Here is a 19,901-nt window from a genome sequence, read left to right as displayed (position 1 = left end):
CAAGGGCACAGTGCTTTCGGGTACCGCGGAATTGAATACCGGCGAGGTGGAGTCGTGAGCGAGCAGAGCGACCGAACCAGGGGCGAGGTGGCGCGATGAGCGTTACCCGCCCGGAACCCGGCAAGCCCGGCCCGGCGATCGCCGGTACCCGCGCCGGTCGGCAGTCGCGCATTATCGAACTGCTGTTGGCGCATGCGGTTCGCAGCCAGACCGAACTCGCCGCACTCCTGTCCGCCGAAGGCATCGAGACCACCCAGGCCACTCTGTCACGTGACCTCGATGAACTCGGCGCGGTGAAACTGCGGGCCGCCGACGGCGGCGCGGGCGTCTACGTGGTTCCCGAAGATGGCAGCCCGGTCCGCGGCGTCACCGGCGGCACCGACCGCCTCTCCAAACTCCTCGGCGACCTGCTGGTCTCCACCGACGCCAGCGGCAACATCGCAGTTCTGCGCACCCCACCCGGCGCCGCCCACTACCTGGCCAGCGCCCTGGACCGCGCCGCCCTCCCCTACATAGTCGGCACCATCGCAGGCGACGACACCATCGCCGTCATAGCCCGCGAACCCCTCACCGGCGCCCAACTAGCCGCCGAAATCGAACAGCTGGCCTGAGTGCGGGTCCGATAGAAGGTTCCGCCCCATAGCGTGCGAAGAGAGCTTCGATCGTGGGAACGTAGCTGCTCCGGGCCGAACCATACCCGGTTATGAATGGGCTTGCATCGTCGTGCATAATCATTTGTAGAAACGGTGCAGCTGCCGGGACGTGGGCCCGGCCCCGAACTGCGCGCCTGCCGATGCGGGCGCAAGACCACAGATAAGCACGAACCCGAGGAGCACACAGACCATGTCCGAACGCGTCGTACTCGCCTATTCCGGTGGGCTGGACACCTCCGTCGCGATCAGCTGGATCGCCAAGGAGACCGGTGCCGAGGTGGTGGCTGTCGCCATCGACCTGGGCCAAGGCGGCGAGGACATGAACGTGGTGCGCCAGCGAGCGATCGACTGCGGCGCCGTCGAGGCGATCGTGGTCGATGCTCAGGACGAGTTCGCCACCGACTACTGCCTGCCGACCATCCAGGCCAACGCGCTGTACATGGGCCGTTACCCGCTGGTGTCGGCAATCAGCCGCCCGCTCATCGTCAAGCACCTCGTCGAGGCCGCCAAGTTCCATGGCGCGAGCACCGTCGCACACGGCTGCACCGGCAAGGGCAACGACCAGGTGCGCTTCGAGGTCGGCATCGGCGCGCTTGCGCCCGACCTGAACGTGATTGCGCCGGTCCGTGACTACGCGTGGACCCGGGAGAAGGCCATCGCCTTTGCCGAGGAGAACTCGCTGCCGATCAACGTCACCAAGAAGTCGCCGTTCTCCATCGACCAGAACGTATTCGGGCGCGCGGTGGAAACCGGCTTCCTGGAAGACCTGTGGAACGCGCCGACCAAAGACGTCTACGACTACACCGCCGACCCGACGGTCAACTTCGAGGCGCCCGACGAGCTCATCGTCACCTTCGACAAGGGTGTCCCGGTCGCCATCGACGGCCGCCTGGTCACCGTGCTCGAGGCCATCGTCGAGTTGAACCATCGCGCCGGACGTCAGGGCGTCGGTCGCCTCGACATGGTCGAGGATCGCCTCGTCGGCATCAAGAGCCGCGAGATCTACGAGGCGCCCGGCGCCATCGCGCTGATCACCGCGCACCAAGAGCTCGAGGCCGTCACCGTCGAGCGCGAGCTCGGCCGCTACAAGCGGCAGGTCGAGCAGCGCTGGAGCGAGCTGGTCTACGACGGCCTGTGGTACTCCCCGCTCAAGCGCGCCCTCGACGCCTTCGTCGGCGAGACCCAGGAGCACGTCTCCGGCGACATCCGGATGGTGCTGCACGGCGGTTCCGTCGTGGTCAACGGTCGCCGCTCCGAGCAGTCGCTCTACGACTTCAACCTGGCCACCTACGACGAGGGCGACACCTTCGACCAGTCCCTGGCGAAGGGCTTCGTGCAGATCCACGGCCTGTCCTCCAAGGTCGCGGCGCGGCGCGATCTGAACCAGAAGTAGCCTCGAACGGGTCGGTGCGTGCGCACCGGCCCGAAGGGAGCGCTATGCGGACCGACGACGACAGCTGGGATATCGCGACGAGCGTGGGCGCCACCGCGCTCGGTGTCGCGGCCATGCGGGCGGCCGAAACCCGTCGCGACGACGCACTGTTCCGTGACCCGTTCGCCGAACCGCTGGTGAGTGCGGTCGGTCTGCCCGCGTGGGACAAGCTCGTGCGCGGCGATCTCCGCGATGTCGATGAAACGATCGCGCGGGTCTACAGCCCGATGACCAGTTTCATGGTCGCGCGGACTTGCTACTTCGACGACTACTTCGAGGCCGCCGCGGCCGACGGCATCCGGCAGATCGTCATCCTGGCCGCGGGTTTGGACGCCAGGGCCTACCGGCTCGGCTGGCCGGTCGGCACCACGGTGTTCGAGCTGGATCAGCCGAAGGTGTTGGAGTTCAAGGCGACCGCGCTGGCGGCGCACCAGCCCGTCGCGGATCGTTGTGCCATTGCGGTAGATCTACGCCATGACTGGCCTGCGGCGTTGCGGGTCAACGGGTTCGACGCGACGGCCCCGACGGCCTGGCTCGCCGAGGGGCTGCTGCGCTACCTCCCGGCTGACGCCCAGGACCGGCTCTTCCAGAACGTCGTCGACCTGTGCGTGCCGGGCAGCCGGTTCGCGTCCAACCTGGCGGGCGACCCGACGCCGGAGTCGAAAAAGCTGGATGACACGCGCGCCAAGATGATGGCCGCGTTCGGTATCGAGGTCGATGTGCAGAGCCTGTGGTATTCGAGCGAGGGTCGCAGCAATCCGGTCGACTGGTTCGGCGCACACGGCTGGACGGCCAGCAGGACCGACCCGATGACCGTGCTGCGCGCCCGCGGCCGCGCGGTGCCCGGGCCGATCGCCGACGAAATGAGCAGGCACACACTGATGACCGCAATCCGACCCCGAGGAGACAGCGCACGATGACGCAGAGCGGCAGCACCAACGAAGGGGCGCTCTGGGGTGGACGTTTCGCGTCCGGTCCGGCCGCGGCAATGGCCGCGCTCAGCAAGTCGACGCACTTCGACTGGGTGCTCGCCCCCTACGACATTCGCGCATCGAAGGCGCATGCGCGCGTGCTGCACAAGGCCGGGCTGCTGTCGGAGTCCGACCTCGCCGCCATGCTCGCGGGCCTGGATCAGCTTGCGGCGGAAGTGGATTCGGGCGCATACACCCCGGCGGAGTCCGACGAGGACGTGCACGGTGCGCTGGAACGCGGGCTGATCGAACGGGTCGGCACCGAGCTCGGCGGTCGGCTGCGGGCCGGACGCTCCCGAAATGATCAGGTGGCCACGCTGTTTCGGATGTGGCTGCGCGACGCCGTCCGCCGGGTCGCGGCCGGTCTGCTCGAGGTAGTCGACGCGCTGGTCGGCCAGGCAGCGGCGCACCCCGACGCGGTGATGCCCGGCAAGACACATCTGCAGGCCGCGCAGCCGGTGCTGCTCGCGCATCATCTGCTGGCGCACGCGCATCCGCTGCTGCGCGATATCGACCGGCTGCGGGACTTCGACAAACGAGCGGCGGTGTCGCCCTATGGTTCCGGCGCGCTGGCCGGCTCATCGCTCGGACTGGATCCGGAGGCGATCGCGGCCGAACTGGATTTCGATGCGTCCGCGGCTAATTCGATCGACGCTACCTCCTCGCGTGACTTCGCCGCCGAGGCCGCTTTCGTGCTAGCGATGATCGGCGTCGACCTGAGCAGGATGGCCGAAGAGGTCATCATCTGGAGCACACCGGAATTCGGTTATACCACCCTCGCGGACGCCTGGTCCACCGGCTCGTCGATCATGCCGCAGAAGAAGAACCCGGACGTCTCCGAACTCACCCGCGGCAAGGCCGGTCGCCTCATCGGCAACCTCACCGGCCTGCTGGCCACCCTGAAAGCGCAACCGCTGGCCTATAACCGAGACCTGCAGGAGGACAAGGAACCCCTGTTCGACTCGGTCGCGCAACTCGAACTGTTGCTGCCCGCGATAGCGGGCTTGGTCTCCACCCTGACCTTCCACACCGATCGCATGGCCGAACTCGCCCCTGCCGGTTTCACCCTCGCTACGGATATCGCCGAGTGGCTGGTCCGCCAAGGCGTTCCGTTCCGTGTCGCGCATGAGGCCGCCGGTGCATGCGTGCGCGCCGCCGAGTCCCGCGGCGTCGGCCTTGACGAACTCACCGACGAGGAATTCGCCGCCGTCGACCCGGCGCTGACCCCGCAGGTGCGTGAAGTGCTGACGGTGCAGGGCTCCATCGCTTCCCGCAACGCGCGTGGCGGTACCGCAGGCGTGCAGGTCGCGGCACAGCTCGACGAGATCCGCAGCGCGGTAGGAGGATTGTGCGACTGGTTGGCGTGAGTCGCGAAATCCTCAGCGGCCCAATAGGTCTGCCACATGCAGTAACGGCGCGGCGAGCCAGGGGATCGAGCTCGGGTCGCTGAGTTGATGCGATGTGGCTTTGTAGGTGAGCAGTTCCGTCCCGACGACGCTCCACTGCGGGACCGCTCCGGCGATGTGCGCGGCGATCAGTGGCGGACCCACCAGCCAGCCTGCGTATTTCGGGTCGGCGGCAGTGATCCGGAACTGGGAATCGAACATCCCGTTGCCGGTCGCGGTCGGCCGGTCACCGAACAACGCGCGGCCCAGCTGTGACACCAGGCCGCGACCGACCACGGCAACCGGCGTATGCGGCCGGTCCAGCTGCACCAGCACCACGATGAATCGGTGGATTGTGGTCGTTGTCGAATCCGCAACCGTCGATGTCGTCTGGTACGAGTAGTCCGCCACGGTGACCCAGCGGCCGCCGAGCATCCCGGTCAATGTCACGCCGACCCGGCCGTGGTGGCCGCTGGGCAACCGCGATGCCCAGGGCGGCCGCGAGGACTCCACGAATGTCCAGCCGTGCGCGGTCGCCCATCGCCACAGCGCCTCTTTGCGAGCCCGCTCGGCGCGAATCGACAGCGGCACCACCACGACCAGCAGTCCGATCATCACCACTCCCAGCAGCACGCAGCCGACCACGATCAGTTCCACTGCTCACCCCTTCCACGCCGACCATCGCCGCAGCCCTTGATGATTGGCCCTGCAGCGTGCTTGCCATGCTGCGGGCGTCACCTTTGTGTCCGCTTAAGAATTGGTTACCACACACTGCCGCGGTCGAGACACGAGGATTTCGGCAAGCCGGTTGTATAGAGGTGTTCGCCGGTGTCCCTTGCATCAGGCGTCGGGGTATGGCGGTATCACACGGTTAAACTACGGCCCATGACCTTGCTGCTGTTGGCTCTGGCCATTGCGTCCGAGGTGACCGCGACCGTTTCGTTGAAGATCTCCGACGGCTTCAGCAAGCTTGTCCCGTCGATCATCGTGGTCATCGGCTACAGCGCCGCCTTCTTCTTCCTGTCGCAGGCGCTGAAGCGGGGGATGACTATCGGTGTCGCCTACGGCATCTGGTCGGCCGTCGGTGTCGCGGCGATCGCGATCATCGGTGTGCTGTTCTTGGATGAGCGGTTGACCTTGGTTCAGATCGGTGGCATCGGTCTGGTGATCCTCGGTGTGCTGGCGCTGGAACTCGGCGGCGAACACTGATGCGGTGATCCGCCCGAGATTCGCTGCGGGGGACTATGAACCGTCCGAAATCGGCCGGTAGGTGACCCCGTGGGGGCTGTCGAGGGCAGTGGCATTGCGCCCTCTGCATTTTGCCGAATACGTCCCGGGCGGCATGGCGGCGAACGTAACATCGGCCGATGGACTGGACGTTTGCTCAGCTGAGTCCACGCGGATGTACCCCATGACCTCGGGCGATGATGCCAAGGCCGCGGGGAAGCAGGCAGCGGGAAAGACCGGCGATGCCGTCATGGTGTTGGAGGCTGCCGGTCTGGTCAAGCACTACGGCAGCGTGGAGGCGTTGCGGGGTGCGAACTTTCAAGCCAAGGCCGGTGAGGTCGTCGCACTGATCGGGGACAATGGCGCGGGCAAATCGACTCTCGTCCAATGTCTTTCGGGCGCGGAGCAACCGGACTCCGGCAGCATCGTGCTCGACGGCAAACCCGTGGTGCTGAGTACTCCAACGGCCGCACGAAAACTCGGCGTGGAAACCGTGTACCAGGATCTCGCGGTAGCCCCCGATCTCGACCCGGCCGCCAACCTGTTCCTCGGCCGCGAACTGCTCCGGCGGGGACTTGCGGGCAGGCTCGGCATGCTGGACAAACCGGCCATGAGAAGCCAAGCGGTCGAAGACTTTCGGCGACTAGGCGTCACCCTGCAGAGTGCCGACGTGCCGATCGGCTCGCTATCGGGTGGGCAGCGGCAGAGCGTGGCCGTGGCCAGGGCGGTGATGTGGGCCAGCCGGGTGGTGTCGAAGTACTTCTACAAGCGGAAGTGCTGAGCGACAGTCGGATAGGACGTGCCGACCTTGTGCAGAACGGTCGGCCTACGTCCGAACGAAACCACGCTAATCCTCGACGCGGACAACATAACCGGCGTCATTGAGCGCGGCCAGGACGTCGTCGCGATGGTCCGGACCGCGGCTCTCCAGGGTCAATGCCACTTCGACCTCGTCCACGGCAAGCCAGGTGCCGGTGCGGGAATGCGCGACATCGACCACGCTCGCACCTGTTTTGCCGACCACCCCGAGCAGACTGCTCAATCCACCGGGTCGATCCGAGATCGTCACGCGCACAGCGAGATAGCGGCCCGCAGCGCTCAACCCGTGGCCGATCAGCCTGGTCAACAGCAGTGGGTCGATATTGCCGCCGGACAGGATCGCACACACCGGGCCCTCGAGCCCGAGTTCGTCCGGATCGCAACTCATCAGCGCCGCGACCGCTGCCGCCCCTGCCGGTTCGACGATGAGCTTCGCGCGTTCCAAACACAGCAGCAGCGCCTTGGACAGCGCGTCTTCGCCGACGGTCAGCATGGTGGACACGTGCTCGGCAACATGCATGAACGGCACCTGCCCGGGCAGCCCGACCGCGATGCCGTCGGCCATCGTCGACATCCGGGCCGCTCGCACCGGCTTGCCCGCCGCCAGCGAATCCGGCCAGGCCGCAGCGTCGGCCGCCTGCACCCCGATCACCCGGACATTAGGAGCCAGATGGTGCAGCGCGACGGCGACACCGGCCAGCAGTCCGCCACCACCGGTCGGCACGATCACCGTCCCGACATCGGGCAGTTGTTCCAGGATCTCCAGCCCCACCGTTGCCTGCCCGGCCACGATGTCCGGATGATCGAACGGATGGATCAGGATGGCCCCGGTGCGCTCCGCGAACTCCACGGCCGCATCCAACGCCTCATCGATGGTTTTGCCCACCTGCCGCACCCGCGCACCGTATGCCTTGGTGGCCGCCAGCTTCGGCAGTGATGCCCCCACCGGCATGAACACCGTCGACTCGATCCCCAGTGACGAAGCCGCCCACGCCACACCCTGCGCATGATTGCCCGCACTCGCCGCGACCACGCCGTTGGCCCGATCCTCCGGCGCCAGATTCGCGATCCGGTTGTACGCCCCGCGCGGCTTGAACGACCCCGTCCGCTGCAAGTTCTCACACTTCAGCCGCACCTCATGACCGGTCCGCTCGGACAACACTCGCGAAGCCACCACCGGCGTCCGCCGAATCACCGCCCCCAACAGTCCCACCGCCGCCTCGATCCGCTCCATCCCGACCACATCCATCACAGCCATGCTGCCAGCCGCACTCCCGAACCACGCGATCTGTCCTCAGAAGGGTGAAGTGATCCCCGGGCGGAACTCGGCATGACGCAGGCCGAACTCGGCGAGCGGGCCGGGCTCGAGCTACCCGCGGTCGCGCGGTTCGAAGCGGGCAGCACTATGCCGACCATTCCCATGCTGGAACGGTTGGCGGAAGCGCTGCACTTAAGGCTCAGCGTGCAGGTTTCATCCACTCCAGGAAGCCGGGTAATCAGGCGCTTTTGGCGAGGTTGTGGGCGAGGGTGCCGAGGCGGGCCAAGCGGGCGTCGCCCAGAGGGGTGAGTTTGCCGCCGAGGCGGTTGGTGATGAAGGCGAGGGACATGGCGGTGGTGGGGTCGGCGAAGGCGCCGGAGCCGCCTAGGCCGAAGTGGCCATAGGCGGAGACGGGGTCGGCTTTGGAGGGTTTCATGGGGACGCCGTGGTAGCCGAGCGCCCAGGGGATGCGGAAGGCGAGGACGTAATCGGGGGTGAAGACTTGGCGTTGGGTGATCTGTGCGATGGCTTCGGGTCGCAGTAGCCGGAAGCCATCGAGCTTCCCGCCGTTGGCGAGAGCGCTGTACATGCGGGCCAGCGAGCGTGCGGAGAAGACGCCGTTGACGCCGGGCATGACCGAATCGTGTAGGCGCGGATCGGAAACCAGATTGGCGAAACCCGCGGGGGTGGTGTCGGCGGCGGCGGAGAATCTGGTTCTGGCCATCAGCCGGGCGCCGCTGTCCCAGTCGAGGCCCGCGACGGTGAGTCGAGGGAAGTTGGTGGCGATGCGGGCGCGCTCGGATTGCGGTACCCGGAACCAAAGATCGTCGGCGGCAAGCGGTTCGGCGATCTCGGTGCGCAGCGCGTCGGTGAATGTCGAGCCGCTGATCCGGCGCACCAGTTCGGCGACCAAGTGGCCGAAGGTGATTCCGTGATAGCCGCTGGTGACGAGGTGTCGTGGGTCGGGTGTGGCGGCGGCTAAAGCCGCGGTGACCGCGGCGTCGTCGAGGAACCGATCCACCGGACCCGAGAGCAGACCACGCAGCCGGTGCAGCCCGGCCCGATGGGTGAGAAGCTCGCGGACGGTGATGAGTTCCTTACCGGCAGCGGCGAATTCGGGCCAATAGCTGGCGACGGGTTCGTCGTAGTGCAGTAGCCCGCGCTCGGCAAGACGATGCAGCAGCGTCGAGGCGACGCCCTTACCGGTGGAGTACGCCATCGCCATCGTGTCGTGCTCCCACGGCACGCCGGGGTGGGCGAATCCGGCCCACACGTCGACGACCGGTTCGCCGTGCTGGTAGACGACGAGCGCGCCGCCACCGTCGGACGGCCGCCGAAACAGCCGGTCGAATTCGGCGACCAGCCGCACGAAGCGTCGATCGACGGTTTGCGTAGTCGGCAGGGTGGTCATCGTTGATCCTTGTCGTTCTGGGGATCCATACAGCGTATGACAGGAGGAATTCCCGGATCCGACGGCCGAAACTGTCTGAGAGTGCATTTTCCTGGTCGTCACATCAGGGACCGAAAATGCAACACAGCTCGCCTACGGTGGTCGACATGCCTCCACGGAGACGTTCGGCCCTGCTGGCGAGATTGGTTGTCGACGAGCCCGGCAGGCCACAGATCATCCTCGGCGAACTACGCCGGGTGATCCTCGACGGGGCCGTGCCACCCTGCACGGTGATTCCGCTGCGTGAGGTGGCCGAATTGTTCGGGGTCAGCCATATCCCGGTGCGCGAGGCGCTCAAGACGCTGCTGGGGGAGGGCCTGGTCACCCATCAGCCGCATGGCGGATACATGGTGGCCCAACTCACCGCCAACGAGCTGCGCGAAATGTACATCGTGCGGGAAACATTGGAAACGGCGTCGCTCGCGGCGGCGGCCCTGAATGCCTCGGATGCCGATCGCGCGGATCTGCTCGCAGTGAATACCCTGCTGGAACAAGCGATTCGGGACGACGAACCGGCCGCCTACCATCGCCAGTCCCGCCTCTTCCACGTCGCGCTGACGAGGCCGTCGCGGATGTTCCGGTTGTTGCACATGCTGGAATCGGCGTGGAATGTCACCGAGCCCGTGCAGTCGATGGTGCACATCGGCCGTGGCGACCGGGTGCGCCTGCACACCGACCACGCCCTGATGCTCGATGCTTTCCTTGCCCGCGACGTGGATCGCCTGCTGCTGGTCGCCGAACGGCATCACCGGAGGCTGGAGACGGTAATCGCGACGCTGCCCACCGACACCGGGTTGCTGGCTCCGGAAGATATATCTGCCGTGCAATAGTCGGGCAATAACTGCGCAATGCACGGGCAATGCGCGGTTTCTACCGTCGTTTCGATCACAAGTTTCACCTTCGGATGGGGAACACCATGACCGGAACGCTTACCACCGCGAACGCGGCGCCGCCCGCGGCCACGGCGCCTGCCGCTCCCGCCTACGATCCGCGACTGACCAACGAGGACCTCGCCCCGCTGCGTAAGCAGAACTGGGGCTCCTACAACATCTTCGCGTTCTGGATGTCGGACGTGCACAGCGTCGGCGGCTATGTCACCGCGGGCAGTCTGTTCGCCCTCGGCCTGGCCAGCTGGCAGGTGCTCGCGGCACTGCTGATCGGCATCACGATCGTCTACTTCTTCTGCAACCTGGTGGCCAAGCCGAGCCAGGCGACGGGGGTGCCGTATCCGGTGATGTGCCGCAGCGCATTCGGCGTGCTCGGTGCGAATATTCCCGCCATCATCCGCGGCTTGATCGCCGTTGCCTGGTACGGCATCCAGACGTTCCTCGCTTCCGCGGCGCTGGATGTGGTTCTGGTGAAACTCTTTCCGGGGCTGGCACCGTATGCGGTCGTCGGGGACTATGGCTTCCTCGGCCTTTCGCTGCTCGGTTGGGGCAGCTACCTGCTGCTGTGGGTGGTGCAGGCATGCGTGTTCTGGCGCGGCATGGAATCCATTCGCAAGTTCATCGACTTCTGCGGTCCCGCAGTCTATGCCGTGATGTTCCTGCTCTGCGGCTACCTCATCGCCAAAGCCGGTTGGGGCGCCATCGACCTGAAACTGGGTGATGTGAAGTACACGGGCTGGGCATCGGTCCCGGTGATGCTCGGCGCTATCGCGCTGGTCGTGTCGTACTTCTCCGGCCCGATGCTGAACTTCGGCGACTTCTCCCGCTACGGCAAGAGTTTCACGGCGGTGCGGCGTGGCAATCTGCTCGGCCTTCCGGTCAACTTCCTGCTGTTCTCGCTGCTTGTGGTTATCACCGCTTCGCTGACCGTGCCGGTCTACGGCGAGCTGATCACCGATCCGGTAGCGACCGTTGCCCGCATCGACAGCACCTCCGCGATTGTGCTGGGCGCGTTGACCTTTACCGTCGCCACCATCGGCATCAATATCGTCGCGAACTTCATCTCCCCGGCGTTCGACTTCTCGCACGTGAGCCCGCAGAAGATCAGCTGGCGTGCCGGCGGCATGATCGCCGCAGTCGGCTCGATCGTGATCACGCCGTGGAATCTCTACAACAACCCGGAGGTCATCCACTACACCCTCGAGGTGCTCGGCGCCTTCATCGGCCCGCTGTTCGGCGTGCTCATCGCCGACTACTACCTGGTGCGCAAGCAGAAAGTCATCGTCGATGACCTGTTCACGATGTCGAAGGACGGAACCTACTGGTACAGCAAGGGTTACAACCCGGCCGCGATCATCGCCACGGCCGTCGGCGCCGTCGTCGCGGTGATTCCGGTGCTCGCGAAGGATGCCACCGGCATGTACACCGCGGCCCAATACAGCTGGTTCATCGGCTGTGGCCTCGGCTTCGCCGTCTACTACCTGCTGGCCACGCGAACCAGGTTGGCAGTGAAGGGGGATTCTGCCTGATGCCTGTGCGACGCAGCCGGACGGAGTCCGTCTACAGCCTTGCGCCGGGCCGAGCGAAGGCGAGGCAGCCGCGCATCCGGGTCGTCAACCCGAACACCACGCGGGCAATGACCGAGACGATCGAGCAGTGTGCCAAGGCCGTCGCGGGCCCGGGCACACTGCTCGACGCGGTGACCGCCGAAATGGGTCCGGTCTCGATCGAAAGCCATTACGACGAAGCCCTCAGCGTCCCAGGCATTCTCGCCGCGATCCAGCGCGGCGAACAGGAGGGCGTCGACGGCTATGTGATCGCCTGCTTCGGAGATCCCGGCCTCGACGCGGCCAGGGAACTGGCCCGTGGACCGGTGCTCGGGATCGCGGAGGCGGCGATGCATACCGCCAGTCACCTCGGCCGCGGCTTCAGTGTGGTCACCACGCTCGGTCGAACCATCGGTCGCGCTGCTGATCTGGCGGAACGCTATGGGATGCAACGGTTCTGCCGCGGCATCCACGCGTGCGAGATTCCGGTGCTCGCGCTGGACACGGACCTGGACGCACGCAAGATCGTCACAGAGGCATGCCGTGAGGCCGTCGAGGCGGACGGCTCCGACGCGATCGTGCTCGGCTGTGCGGGAATGGCGGACCTGTGCAACGACATTCGCGCGGAGATCGGCGTTCCCGTCATCGATGGCGTCGCCGCCGCGACCCTGACTGTGCAGTCACTGCTCAGCATGGGCCTGCACAAGTCGGGTAGGGGAGAGCTCGCGACGCCACCGGCCAAGCGGTACACCGGATTGCTCCGGTCGTTCGGCTCGTGATCAGGCCGCGGCGGCGGAGGCCAGTGCCTGCATTGCGGCACCGGGGTCGGCGACATCCACGACGACTCGGGTGAATCCTGGCCCCTCTAGATCGATGCGGATCGCTTGGCCGTCGAACCTGGTGTCCCAGAATTCCTTTCGGCGCCTGCCGCGATAGGTACCCGCTGCGATCACGCCGGGAAAGAACGTCCCCGGTGCGCGCACCCACGGTGGGCGCAGGTCGACCGGGGCGGGGGTGATCTCCTTGATATCGGAGAGATCGAAGCTGAACTGCTCGCGCAGTGCCAGGAGCCGGTGCCCGCCGAGGACATGAACCGTCACCGTCGTATCCGTGACTTCGACTTCGACCATCGTGCACCTCACTGATTGCCACCTGCTCGTACTCAGCCAAGGATCCGAGGCGCCCCTGGCCATAGCCTGTGCCGTTCCTGTGAGTTCTCGAAGGTTTTGTGCAGTGTGACGAGCGTCGCTCCAGTCTACATGCGTCTATTTAGATATGCGCATCTATCGATACACCGGAGATAATCGGTGGCTGTGTCGGATCCGGTGTGCGTACTGGCGTCGGACGGGTCAGCGGGACCACCTGCCAGTGGGGTAGTGCGCCTCCTCGGCGATGTCGAGCACGGCGGCCAGCCACGGGGTGTAGCCGGCCGGATCGTCGGCGATGGCGTCGCGCAGCGCTTCGGGCTGGATCCAGGCGCAGTCGGCGACCTCGGCGGGGTCGGGGCGTGGCGCTCCGGTGTCCAGGAGGCCGATGAGCACGTGGTCCCATTCGTGTTCGACGCGGCCGGTGGCGGGGTCCTGCGCCCGGTAGCGGAAGATACCGACCTCGGTGAGGGTGGTGGCCAGCCCTAGCTCCTCAGCGAGACGCACCGCCGCGGCCGCAGCCACCGGTTCGCCGGGTGCGGGGTGGCCGCAGCAGGTGTTGGCCCACAGCATCGGGAACCGCGTCTTCACCGCGGCCCGTTGCTGCAGCAGCACCCGGCCCGTGTCGTCGAACAGCAGCACCGAGAAGGCTCGGTGCAGCAGACCTGGTGCCTGATGGGCCTGCGCGACGGGGCACGCGCCGACCGCGTGGCCTTCCTCGTCGACGAGTTCGACGGGCAGCGCCTCGCGGTCGGTCAACGGCTGGGCCAGCGTGTCGGTCACCTGCCCACCTTATCGGGCCGATCCCGTCGCTGGTCTGAGCGGTTCTAGATCGGAAGTCGGCAGATCGGGCGGTTCCGACGCGGCGCCTGCTCTTGTCGAATCGGGTGGTTCGGTTGCCGGGAGGCTCGGCTCCGCTACGGGCGGCGCAAGAAGCAGCGCCGCCGCGCCGAGGCCGCTGGGACGGACGAGCCGAATCGGGATCGCACGTGCGGCGGGTCGTTCGATAGGAGGCGAGTCCTCAGGCGACTCATAATGGAGACACGATGTGGAAAGCGCGTCTGAACACGTCGAGGTGTGTGATATGTGTCACGTTTCTTGGTAGGGCTGGGAGCGATCGTGAAGTTCAGTGCGAAGGATATGGTCGGGTCGGTACAGCGGTTGATGGCGACTGCCCAGAACGGCCTCGAGGTCATCCGCTTCGGCGGGCTGACCCACGATGTCGAGTCGTCCCCGTTCGAGGTCGTCGAACGCAGACGGATGTATCGGCTGCGCCACTACTTCCCCGACGATGCGACGCCGGGCCGCCCGGTCGCGGTGCTGGTGCCGCCGCTGATGGTGAACGCCGACATCTGGGATGTCAACGCCGAGGACGGTGCGGTCGGCATTCTGCATCGCGGCGGAGTCGATTGCTGGGTGGTCGATTTCGGCTCACCCGCGAGCGAAGAGGGCGGCTGGGAGCGGGATCTGGCCGATCACGTGCTCGCGGTCAACAGCGCGATCGACACCGTCTGTGAAGCGACCGGCAGCAACGTGCATCTGATGGGCTATTCGCAGGGCGGCATGTTCGCCTACCAGACCACCGCCTACCGGTACGGCAAGGGTGTCGCCAGCATCGTCACCTTCGGCAGCCCGGTCGACGTGGTCGCGGGCATGCCCTTCGGGCTCCCGTACGGCATGGTGTCGGAGGTCGCGGAATTCGTGGCCGACCATGTCGTCACCCGGCTGCCGATCACCGATTCCATGGTGCGTCTCGGCTTTCAAATGCTCGACCCGGTGAAGACCGCGAAGTCGAGGATCGACTTCCTGCGTCAGTTGCACGACCGGGAGGCATTGCTGCCCAAGGAGCGTCAGCGCCGGTTCCTCAACAGCGACGGCTGGGTCGGTTACGCGGGTCCTGCGGCCGCCGACCTGCTCAAGCAGTTCGTGGTGCACAACCGGATGATGTTGGGCGGCTTCGTGATCCGCGATCAGCCGATCTCGCTGGCCGAACTGAAGTGCCCAATTCTGGCGTTCGTCGGCGAAGTCGACGATATCGGCCAGCCCGCCGCGGTGCGTGGCATCGTGCGGGCCGCGCCCAACGCCGAGGTGTACGAAGCCAGTTTGGTGGCAGGACATTTCGGTCTCGTCGCGGGCAGTACAGCCACCAACCACACCTGGCCGCTGGTGCGGCAGTGGATCGATTGGATGGTCGGCGATCAGCCGCTGCCCCCCGAGATCGCGCCGATGGCCGAGCATGTCCCGACCAATCGGCAGCACTCGGCGACCACCCGGGTGGTGCACACCGTCGGCACACTGGCCGAAGCCGGTGCGAGCGTGGGCAAGGCGCTGGAGGGGATCGCGAACAACACCGTGCGCGGCTCGGTCGAGCTGATCGGCGAGGCGGCGCGGGCGCTGCCGCGACTGACCCGGCTCGGCATGATCCAGCCGCACACCCGAGTTTCCCTGGGGGGGTTGCTGGCCGAGCAGGCGCAGCGGGCGCCGCTGCGCGACCTGTTCCTGTTCGACGATCGCGTACACACCAACGCGGCGGTCAACGTTCGGATCGATAACGTGGTGCGCGGCCTCGTTTCGGTCGGTGTCCGGCCCGCGATGCGGGTCGGCGTCGTCATGGAGACGCGGCCGAGCGCACTGGCGACCGTCGCCGCGCTCTCGCGGCTCGGTGCGGTCGCGGTGCTGCTCGCCCCTGGCAGCGAGCTGGAACGGGCGATCGAACTCACCGGCATCAAGACCTTGGTGGCCGATCCGGAGAACCTGCGGACCGCGGCGGCCACCGGCACCCGGGTGCTGGTGCTCGGCGGCGGCGACGCGCGTGGACTCGATATCCCGCAGAGCGACAATGTGATCGACCTCGAACAGATCGATCCCAGCCAGGTGCGGCTGCCCGCGTGGTACCGGCCGAACCCCGGCCTGGCGCGCGAACTGGCCTTCGTCCTGGTGACCGGCACCGGCGACCGGCTGGAGACGAAGTACATCACCAATCATCGCTGGGCGCTGTCCGCGTTCGGCACCGCTACCTCGGCCGACCTGGACCGCAAGGACACGGTGTACTGCCTTGCCCCGCTGCATCATTCGTCCGGTTTGCTGGTGAGCCTCGGCGGCGCGATCGCGGGCGGCAGCCGGATCGCACTGGCCAGATCACTGGATCCGGCGCGGTTCGCCGAGGAGGTGCACCGCTACGGCGTCACCGTGGTGACCTACACCTGGACCATGCTGCGCGACATCCTCGACGCCGAGGTGTTCCCGGCCGGGCACCGGCACCCGATCCGCCTGTTTATCGGCTCCGGCATGCCCGCAGGTCTGTGGCGGCGCACCACCGAACAATTCGAACCCGCCCGGGTGCTGGAGTTCTACGCCTCCATCGAGGGAGATGTGGTGCTGGCCAACGTGACCGGCGCGAAGGCGGGCTGCAAGGGCAGGCCGGTGCCGGGCACCGCCAAGGTGGAACTGGTCGCCTACGACCCGATCACCGAGCAGATCCTGGTGGACGAATCCGGTTTCGCCCGCCGGTGCGCGGACAACGAGGTGGGCCTGCTGATCGGCAAGGCCTCTGACGGCGTCGATCTCTCCGACGGCGGCCTGCGCGGCGTATTCACCGCGGGCGACGCCTGGATGCCGACGGAGAACCTGTTCCGCCGCGACAGCGACGGTGACTACTGGCTGGCCGACCGCACGGACACGGTGATCCGCACCGCGCGCGGGCCGGTGTACACCCAGCCGATCGTCGATGCGCTCAACGACATCACCGCGGTCGACATGGAGGTCGCCTACGGGCTCGATGTCGGGGAGCGCTGCCTCGCGGTGGCGGCGGTCAGTGTCCGCGTAGGCTTCCGGCTCGAGCCGAAGGACGTGACCGAGGCGCTGCAGGTGCTCGATCACCACCAGCGGCCCGACCTGGTGTACGTGGTGGACGAGATCCCGCGCAGCTCGTCCTACCGCCCGTCCACCCGCGCCGTGCAGGCGGCCGGTCGGCCCGAGCCCGGCCCCGACACCTGGTGGTACAACCGGGTTTCGGAGTCCTACGAGGTGCTCACCGAGGCGGATGCCTCCGAGGTGCTCGGCGACTGACGAAGACGAACCCGGCCCCGCTCGGGAAACTCGGGCGGGAGCCGAATTGCGTTGTCGTCCTACCGGATTCAGAATGGATTCACCGCACTTCGGCGATGGTCGCGTGTGCTCCGCCGGTTTTCGCCGTAGCATCCGACATAGCGGCCGAAGCTAACCGGAACTGCGCAAGGAAACCGTGGGTACGAGCCTTATCTATCGCAACCGATTCGTCTACGAGCTGGCAATGTGTGGGCTGTACGGCCGGCACTACGGCGCTCGGTACCGTGCCATCGCCGGAATCGTTCCCGACGGCGCCAGCGTGGTCGACGTGTGTTGTGGGCCTGCCACGCTGTACTCCCGCTATCTGCGCGGTAGATCTATTCGCTACACGGGCCTCGATCTCAACGAGCGTTTCATCGCCCGAGTGGTCAAGGCGGGCGGCCGCGGTGAGGTTCGGGACCTGCACTCCGACGCCCCGCTGCCGGAAGCCGACTATCTCGTCATGCAGGCCAGCCTCTACCACTTCCTGCCCGAGCCAGAGCCGCTGATCGATCGAATGCTGGCCGCGGCGGGCAAGCAGGTGATCATCGCGGAGCCGATCCGGAATCTGGCGTCGAGTGACAACCGTGTACTCGCCGCGATCGGCAAGCGCTTCACCGACGCGGGCGACGGCGCACAGGCGCATCGATTCACCGAGGCGACCCTGGACGAGTTCTTCTTCGGCTATGAATCGCGGGTGGTGCAGCGTTCGCTGATCGCGGGCGGCCGAGAGAAGCTGTTCGTCCTCTCGGCGTGAGTCAGACCGTGAACGCCGTGACGGCATCGACGACGCGGGCCACCTGCGCGTCGGTCAGATCGGGCCACAGCGGCAGGCGCACGATGGTTCCGGAGAACTCGGCGCTGCGCACACACGGCTGCGTGGTGCGGCCGAGCTTGAGCCCGGCCGGGCTGGAATCCAGCGGCACGTAGTGGAACGGGGCCGAGATGCCGCGTGCGCCGAGATGCGCGATCAGGTCGTCGCGGCGTTCCTCGGTAGGCGTGCGCAGGTAGTACAGGTGCGCGGTGTGTGCGCGATCGTCGGGCACGGTCATCAGGCGAACGTCGTTGTGGCGGGCCCACTCCGGCAGCGCGGCGGCGTAGGCGTCCCATACCCGGTGCCGTCCGGCCTGGATGGTGTCGAACTCGTCCAGCTGCGCGTCCAGTACCGCCGCGTTCAGCTCGCTGGGTAGATAGCTGGAGCCGATGTCCTGCCAGGAGTACTTGTCCACGGCGCCGCGCAGGAAGCGGGCGCGGTCGGTGCCCTTCTCCCGGATGATCTCGGCGCGCGCCATCAGGATCTCGTCGGTGAGCAGCAGCGCGCCGCCCTCGCCGCAGTGCACGTTCTTGGTGTCGTGGAAGCTGAGGGTGCCGAGGCCGCCGATGGTGCCGAGCGGGCGCCCGCGCCAGCTGGCGCCGAGGCCGTGCGCGTTGTCCTCCACGATGGCGAAACCGTGGGCGTTGGCCAGGGCTAGCAGGCGGTCCATGTCGGCGGCGACGCCGCCGTAGTGGATGACGACAACGGCCTTGGTCCGCTCGGTGACCGCCGATGCGACCGACTCCGGGTCCAGATTGCCGGTCTCCGGGTCGATGTCGGCGAAGACGCAGGTGGCCCCGCGCAGTGCCATCGCGGTCGCGGTGGAGGTGAACGCGAAGCTCGGCACGATCACTTCGTCGTCGGGGCCCAGCTCGAGCAGCAGGCCCGCCATTTCCAGCGCGGAGGTGCACGAGGTGGTCAGCAGCGCGTGCGGCGCGGCGGTGATGGTCTTCAGCTTCGCGGTGGCGGCGGCGGTGAACTGCCCGTCGCCGTGGCTGTGATCGGAGGCGAGCACGGCCTCCAGATTGGCCAATTCGCGGCGTGCCCGGAACGGGCGGCTGAAGATGACGCGATCAGTGCTCAAGCTGGTCGGTCCCCCTGCTGGCGGCGGTCGTGGACAGTTCCCCGGATATCCGCCGGGCGCGGCGTCGGTGTATCGACGGTCAGGTAGAGCGGTTTACCGACGAGGATATGCAAGGCCACCCCGAGGTATTCGGCGATGAGGCCGAGTGAGAACAACGTCGCGCCCGACACCAACAGCAGCACCACCATGATCGAGGCCCAGCCCTCGGGCGCCCAGTTCTCGGCGGTGAGGGCCTCGTAGACGACGAACGCGGCCATTACGCCACCGGCTAGCGCCAGCGTGACGCCGAGCAGGCTGACCAGCCGCAGGCCGCGAGTTCCGCTGCACAGCACCATCTTCCAGAACAGCGAGAACAGGCGCCGGTAGTTGTAGCCGGACTTCTCTCGGCCCTCCGCGCGCAGCTCCACCGGCACCTGGGCGACCGTGCCGACGACCCAGGTCAGCGCGACATCGAGGTAGACACCGTTGGAGGCGACTTCGGCGAGTTGGCGACCGATGGCGCCGCGGATCAGCCGGTAGCTTTCGAACCGGGTGGAATCCGGGAACGCGAACGCCGTCGCGAGCACGATCTTTGCGCCGCGCGAGGTGAGGTTGCGCAGGAAACCGTGCGGACGGGTGTTGGTCGGCCTGGAGTAGACCAGATCGGCGCGCTCGGCAAGGGCGGCGTCCAGGAAGGTGCTGATGAATCGGGGATCGTGCTGGCCGTCCTCGTCCATGGTGACGATCCAGCGGCCGCCGGCCGCCGACATGCCCGCGATCGTCGCGGCGTCCTGGCCGAAGTTCCGGCTGAGCCAGACGGTGCGCACCTCTGGGTAGGTCTGCTCCAGCTCCTGCAGCACCAGATCGGACCGGTCGGGTCCGTGGTCGTGCACCAGGATGATCTCGTCGATCGCGAAGGTGGCGCCGCCTGGCGTCTCGGTGGGGACGGTCAGCTTGTGCAATTCGGCGACCAGTCCGCCGATGGTGTCCTCGCCCCGGTAGACCGGTACGACGACGGACACCGTGTGTGCGTGGCCCGCGTCGGGTCGGCCGTTCGGCGCGACGGCATCGGTGCGGGGCGTGGAAGTAGTGGGAATCGGCATCAGCTGGATCGACTTTCGCTTACGGTGCGTGCCGGTACTCCCCGCTGGACAGCAGGGCCCG

General features: G+C 66.9%; 19 protein-coding genes. 12 read left to right on the top strand and 7 right to left on the bottom strand.

The window, feature by feature from the left end; translation table 11 throughout:
* Window positions 1-95: 95 nt before the first annotated feature.
* From ACV7NQ_RS01745 to argH, 4 genes are all read left to right on the top strand, one after another.
* A complete protein-coding gene (locus ACV7NQ_RS01745) occupies window positions 96-611 on the top strand; it encodes an arginine repressor (RefSeq protein WP_463357973.1) in 516 nt (171 codons plus the stop codon).
* A 232-nt stretch (window positions 612-843) separates the two neighbouring features.
* Window positions 844-2,046 carry an argininosuccinate synthase gene (locus ACV7NQ_RS01740; RefSeq protein WP_463357972.1) on the top strand — a complete coding sequence of 401 codons (1,203 nt, stop codon included), beginning with the start codon at window positions 844-846 and terminating at the stop codon, window positions 2,044-2,046.
* 44 nt (window positions 2,047-2,090) lie between these two features.
* On the top strand, window positions 2,091-3,005 hold the full coding sequence (locus ACV7NQ_RS01735; RefSeq protein WP_463357971.1) for an SAM-dependent methyltransferase: 915 nt from the start codon (window positions 2,091-2,093) through the stop codon (window positions 3,003-3,005).
* Entirely contained in the window at window positions 3,002-4,423 is a 1,422-nt protein-coding gene (gene argH / locus ACV7NQ_RS01730; protein ID WP_463357970.1) for an argininosuccinate lyase, read from the top strand. Before ACV7NQ_RS01735 ends, argH begins: the two co-directional genes overlap by 4 nt.
* A 12-nt stretch (window positions 4,424-4,435) precedes the next feature.
* On the opposite strand, the gene ACV7NQ_RS01725 is transcribed toward argH, so the two are convergent.
* Window positions 4,436-5,098, bottom strand: a complete 663-nt coding sequence (locus ACV7NQ_RS01725; RefSeq protein ID WP_463357969.1) for a hypothetical protein — start codon at window positions 5,096-5,098, stop codon at window positions 4,436-4,438.
* Between the two features lie 228 nt (window positions 5,099-5,326).
* On the opposite strand from ACV7NQ_RS01725, the gene ACV7NQ_RS01720 reads away from it, so the two are divergent.
* Both ACV7NQ_RS01720 and ACV7NQ_RS01715 read left to right on the top strand, forming a co-directional pair.
* Window positions 5,327-5,650 (top strand): DMT family transporter, encoded by a 324-nt coding sequence (locus ACV7NQ_RS01720; RefSeq protein WP_463357968.1) that lies wholly within the window; start codon window positions 5,327-5,329, stop codon window positions 5,648-5,650.
* Window positions 5,651-5,852: 202 nt separating this feature from the next.
* Complete coding sequence (locus ACV7NQ_RS01715) at window positions 5,853-6,449, top strand: ATP-binding cassette domain-containing protein (RefSeq protein WP_463357967.1); 597 nt, start codon at window positions 5,853-5,855, stop codon at window positions 6,447-6,449.
* 66 nt (window positions 6,450-6,515) lie between these two features.
* On the opposite strand, the gene ilvA is transcribed toward ACV7NQ_RS01715, so the two are convergent.
* Window positions 6,516-7,745 carry a threonine ammonia-lyase gene (ilvA, locus tag ACV7NQ_RS01710; protein ID WP_463357966.1) on the bottom strand — a complete coding sequence of 410 codons (1,230 nt, stop codon included), beginning with the start codon at window positions 7,743-7,745 and terminating at the stop codon, window positions 6,516-6,518.
* Between the two features lie 72 nt (window positions 7,746-7,817).
* Between ilvA and ACV7NQ_RS01705 the strand changes: the two genes are divergently transcribed.
* Window positions 7,818-8,054, top strand: coding sequence for a helix-turn-helix domain-containing protein (locus tag ACV7NQ_RS01705; RefSeq protein WP_463357965.1), 237 nt, complete (start codon window positions 7,818-7,820; stop codon window positions 8,052-8,054).
* On the opposite strand, the gene ACV7NQ_RS01700 is transcribed toward ACV7NQ_RS01705, so the two are convergent.
* Window positions 7,984-9,156: a serine hydrolase domain-containing protein gene (locus ACV7NQ_RS01700; protein ID WP_463357964.1), complete on the bottom strand. Its 1,173-nt coding sequence runs from the start codon at window positions 9,154-9,156 to the stop codon at window positions 7,984-7,986. The two genes, ACV7NQ_RS01705 and ACV7NQ_RS01700, sit on opposite strands and share 71 nt — an antisense overlap.
* Before the next feature lie 146 nt (window positions 9,157-9,302).
* Between ACV7NQ_RS01700 and ACV7NQ_RS01695 the strand changes: the two genes are divergently transcribed.
* The 3 genes from ACV7NQ_RS01695 to ACV7NQ_RS01685 all read left to right on the top strand — a co-directional run bounded on the left by ACV7NQ_RS01695 (window position 9,303) and on the right by ACV7NQ_RS01685 (window position 12,408).
* The gene (locus ACV7NQ_RS01695; protein WP_463357963.1) at window positions 9,303-10,025 is read left to right on the top strand and encodes a GntR family transcriptional regulator; all 723 of its coding nucleotides are present in this window, start codon (window positions 9,303-9,305) and stop codon (window positions 10,023-10,025) included.
* Between the two features lie 86 nt (window positions 10,026-10,111).
* Complete coding sequence (locus ACV7NQ_RS01690; protein ID WP_463357962.1) at window positions 10,112-11,611, top strand: NCS1 family nucleobase:cation symporter-1; 1,500 nt, start codon at window positions 10,112-10,114, stop codon at window positions 11,609-11,611.
* A complete protein-coding gene (locus ACV7NQ_RS01685; protein ID WP_463357961.1) occupies window positions 11,611-12,408 on the top strand; it encodes an aspartate/glutamate racemase family protein in 798 nt (265 codons plus the stop codon). The genes ACV7NQ_RS01690 and ACV7NQ_RS01685 overlap by 1 nt, the downstream gene beginning before the upstream one ends.
* Here the strand turns inward: ACV7NQ_RS01685 and ACV7NQ_RS01680 are convergent, their stop codons facing one another.
* Both ACV7NQ_RS01680 and idi read right to left on the bottom strand, forming a co-directional pair.
* A complete protein-coding gene (locus ACV7NQ_RS01680) occupies window positions 12,409-12,759 on the bottom strand; it encodes a hypothetical protein (protein WP_463357960.1) in 351 nt (116 codons plus the stop codon).
* 219 nt (window positions 12,760-12,978) lie between these two features.
* The gene (gene idi / locus ACV7NQ_RS01675; protein ID WP_463357959.1) at window positions 12,979-13,557 is read right to left on the bottom strand and encodes an isopentenyl-diphosphate Delta-isomerase; all 579 of its coding nucleotides are present in this window, start codon (window positions 13,555-13,557) and stop codon (window positions 12,979-12,981) included.
* Between the two features lie 336 nt (window positions 13,558-13,893).
* Here idi and ACV7NQ_RS01670 point away from each other — a divergent pair, with 336 nt between their 5' ends.
* Both ACV7NQ_RS01670 and ACV7NQ_RS01665 read left to right on the top strand, forming a co-directional pair.
* Window positions 13,894-16,842 carry an acyl-CoA synthetase gene (locus ACV7NQ_RS01670; RefSeq protein ID WP_463357958.1) on the top strand — a complete coding sequence of 983 codons (2,949 nt, stop codon included), beginning with the start codon at window positions 13,894-13,896 and terminating at the stop codon, window positions 16,840-16,842.
* A 175-nt stretch (window positions 16,843-17,017) separates the two neighbouring features.
* The gene (locus ACV7NQ_RS01665; protein ID WP_463357957.1) at window positions 17,018-17,617 is read left to right on the top strand and encodes a class I SAM-dependent methyltransferase; all 600 of its coding nucleotides are present in this window, start codon (window positions 17,018-17,020) and stop codon (window positions 17,615-17,617) included.
* 1 nt (window position 17,618) lies between these two features.
* Here ACV7NQ_RS01665 and rffA read toward each other — a convergent pair whose 3' ends face one another.
* Complete coding sequence (rffA, locus tag ACV7NQ_RS01660; protein WP_463357956.1) at window positions 17,619-18,758, bottom strand: dTDP-4-amino-4,6-dideoxygalactose transaminase; 1,140 nt, start codon at window positions 18,756-18,758, stop codon at window positions 17,619-17,621.
* On the bottom strand, window positions 18,755-19,840 hold the full coding sequence (locus tag ACV7NQ_RS01655) for a glycosyltransferase (RefSeq protein ID WP_463357955.1): 1,086 nt from the start codon (window positions 19,838-19,840) through the stop codon (window positions 18,755-18,757). Before ACV7NQ_RS01655 ends, rffA begins: the two co-directional genes overlap by 4 nt.
* Window positions 19,841-19,901: the final 61 nt, after the last annotated feature.

Source organism: Nocardia sp. Tas62D01, from assembly GCF_055232035.1.
The sequence above is the reverse complement of the archived record's forward strand: the minus strand, read 5'-3'. Positions and strand labels throughout refer to the sequence as shown.

What these genes read in the sequence shown, in the direction of transcription:
- ACV7NQ_RS01745 (WP_463357973.1), top strand. Translation starts at nt 96, where the DNA reads ATGAGCGTTACCCGCCCGGAACCCGGCAAGCCCGGCCCGGCGATCGCC.
- ACV7NQ_RS01740 (WP_463357972.1), top strand. Translation starts at nt 844, where the DNA reads ATGTCCGAACGCGTCGTACTCGCCTATTCCGGTGGGCTGGACACCTCC.
- ACV7NQ_RS01735 (WP_463357971.1), top strand. Translation starts at nt 2,091, where the DNA reads ATGCGGACCGACGACGACAGCTGGGATATCGCGACGAGCGTGGGCGCC.
- argH (WP_463357970.1), top strand. Translation starts at nt 3,002, where the DNA reads ATGACGCAGAGCGGCAGCACCAACGAAGGGGCGCTCTGGGGTGGACGT.
- ACV7NQ_RS01720 (WP_463357968.1), top strand. Translation starts at nt 5,327, where the DNA reads ATGACCTTGCTGCTGTTGGCTCTGGCCATTGCGTCCGAGGTGACCGCG.
- ACV7NQ_RS01715 (WP_463357967.1), top strand. Translation starts at nt 5,853, where the DNA reads ATGACCTCGGGCGATGATGCCAAGGCCGCGGGGAAGCAGGCAGCGGGA.
- ilvA (WP_463357966.1), bottom strand. Translation starts at nt 7,745, where the DNA reads ATGGCTGTGATGGATGTGGTCGGGATGGAGCGGATCGAGGCGGCGGTG.
- ACV7NQ_RS01705 (WP_463357965.1), top strand. Translation starts at nt 7,818, where the DNA reads ATGACGCAGGCCGAACTCGGCGAGCGGGCCGGGCTCGAGCTACCCGCG.
- ACV7NQ_RS01700 (WP_463357964.1), bottom strand. Translation starts at nt 9,156, where the DNA reads ATGACCACCCTGCCGACTACGCAAACCGTCGATCGACGCTTCGTGCGG.
- ACV7NQ_RS01695 (WP_463357963.1), top strand. Translation starts at nt 9,303, where the DNA reads ATGCCTCCACGGAGACGTTCGGCCCTGCTGGCGAGATTGGTTGTCGAC.
- ACV7NQ_RS01690 (WP_463357962.1), top strand. Translation starts at nt 10,112, where the DNA reads ATGACCGGAACGCTTACCACCGCGAACGCGGCGCCGCCCGCGGCCACG.
- ACV7NQ_RS01685 (WP_463357961.1), top strand. Translation starts at nt 11,611, where the DNA reads ATGCCTGTGCGACGCAGCCGGACGGAGTCCGTCTACAGCCTTGCGCCG.
- ACV7NQ_RS01680 (WP_463357960.1), bottom strand. Translation starts at nt 12,759, where the DNA reads ATGGTCGAAGTCGAAGTCACGGATACGACGGTGACGGTTCATGTCCTC.
- ACV7NQ_RS01655 (WP_463357955.1), bottom strand. Translation starts at nt 19,840, where the DNA reads ATGCCGATTCCCACTACTTCCACGCCCCGCACCGATGCCGTCGCGCCG.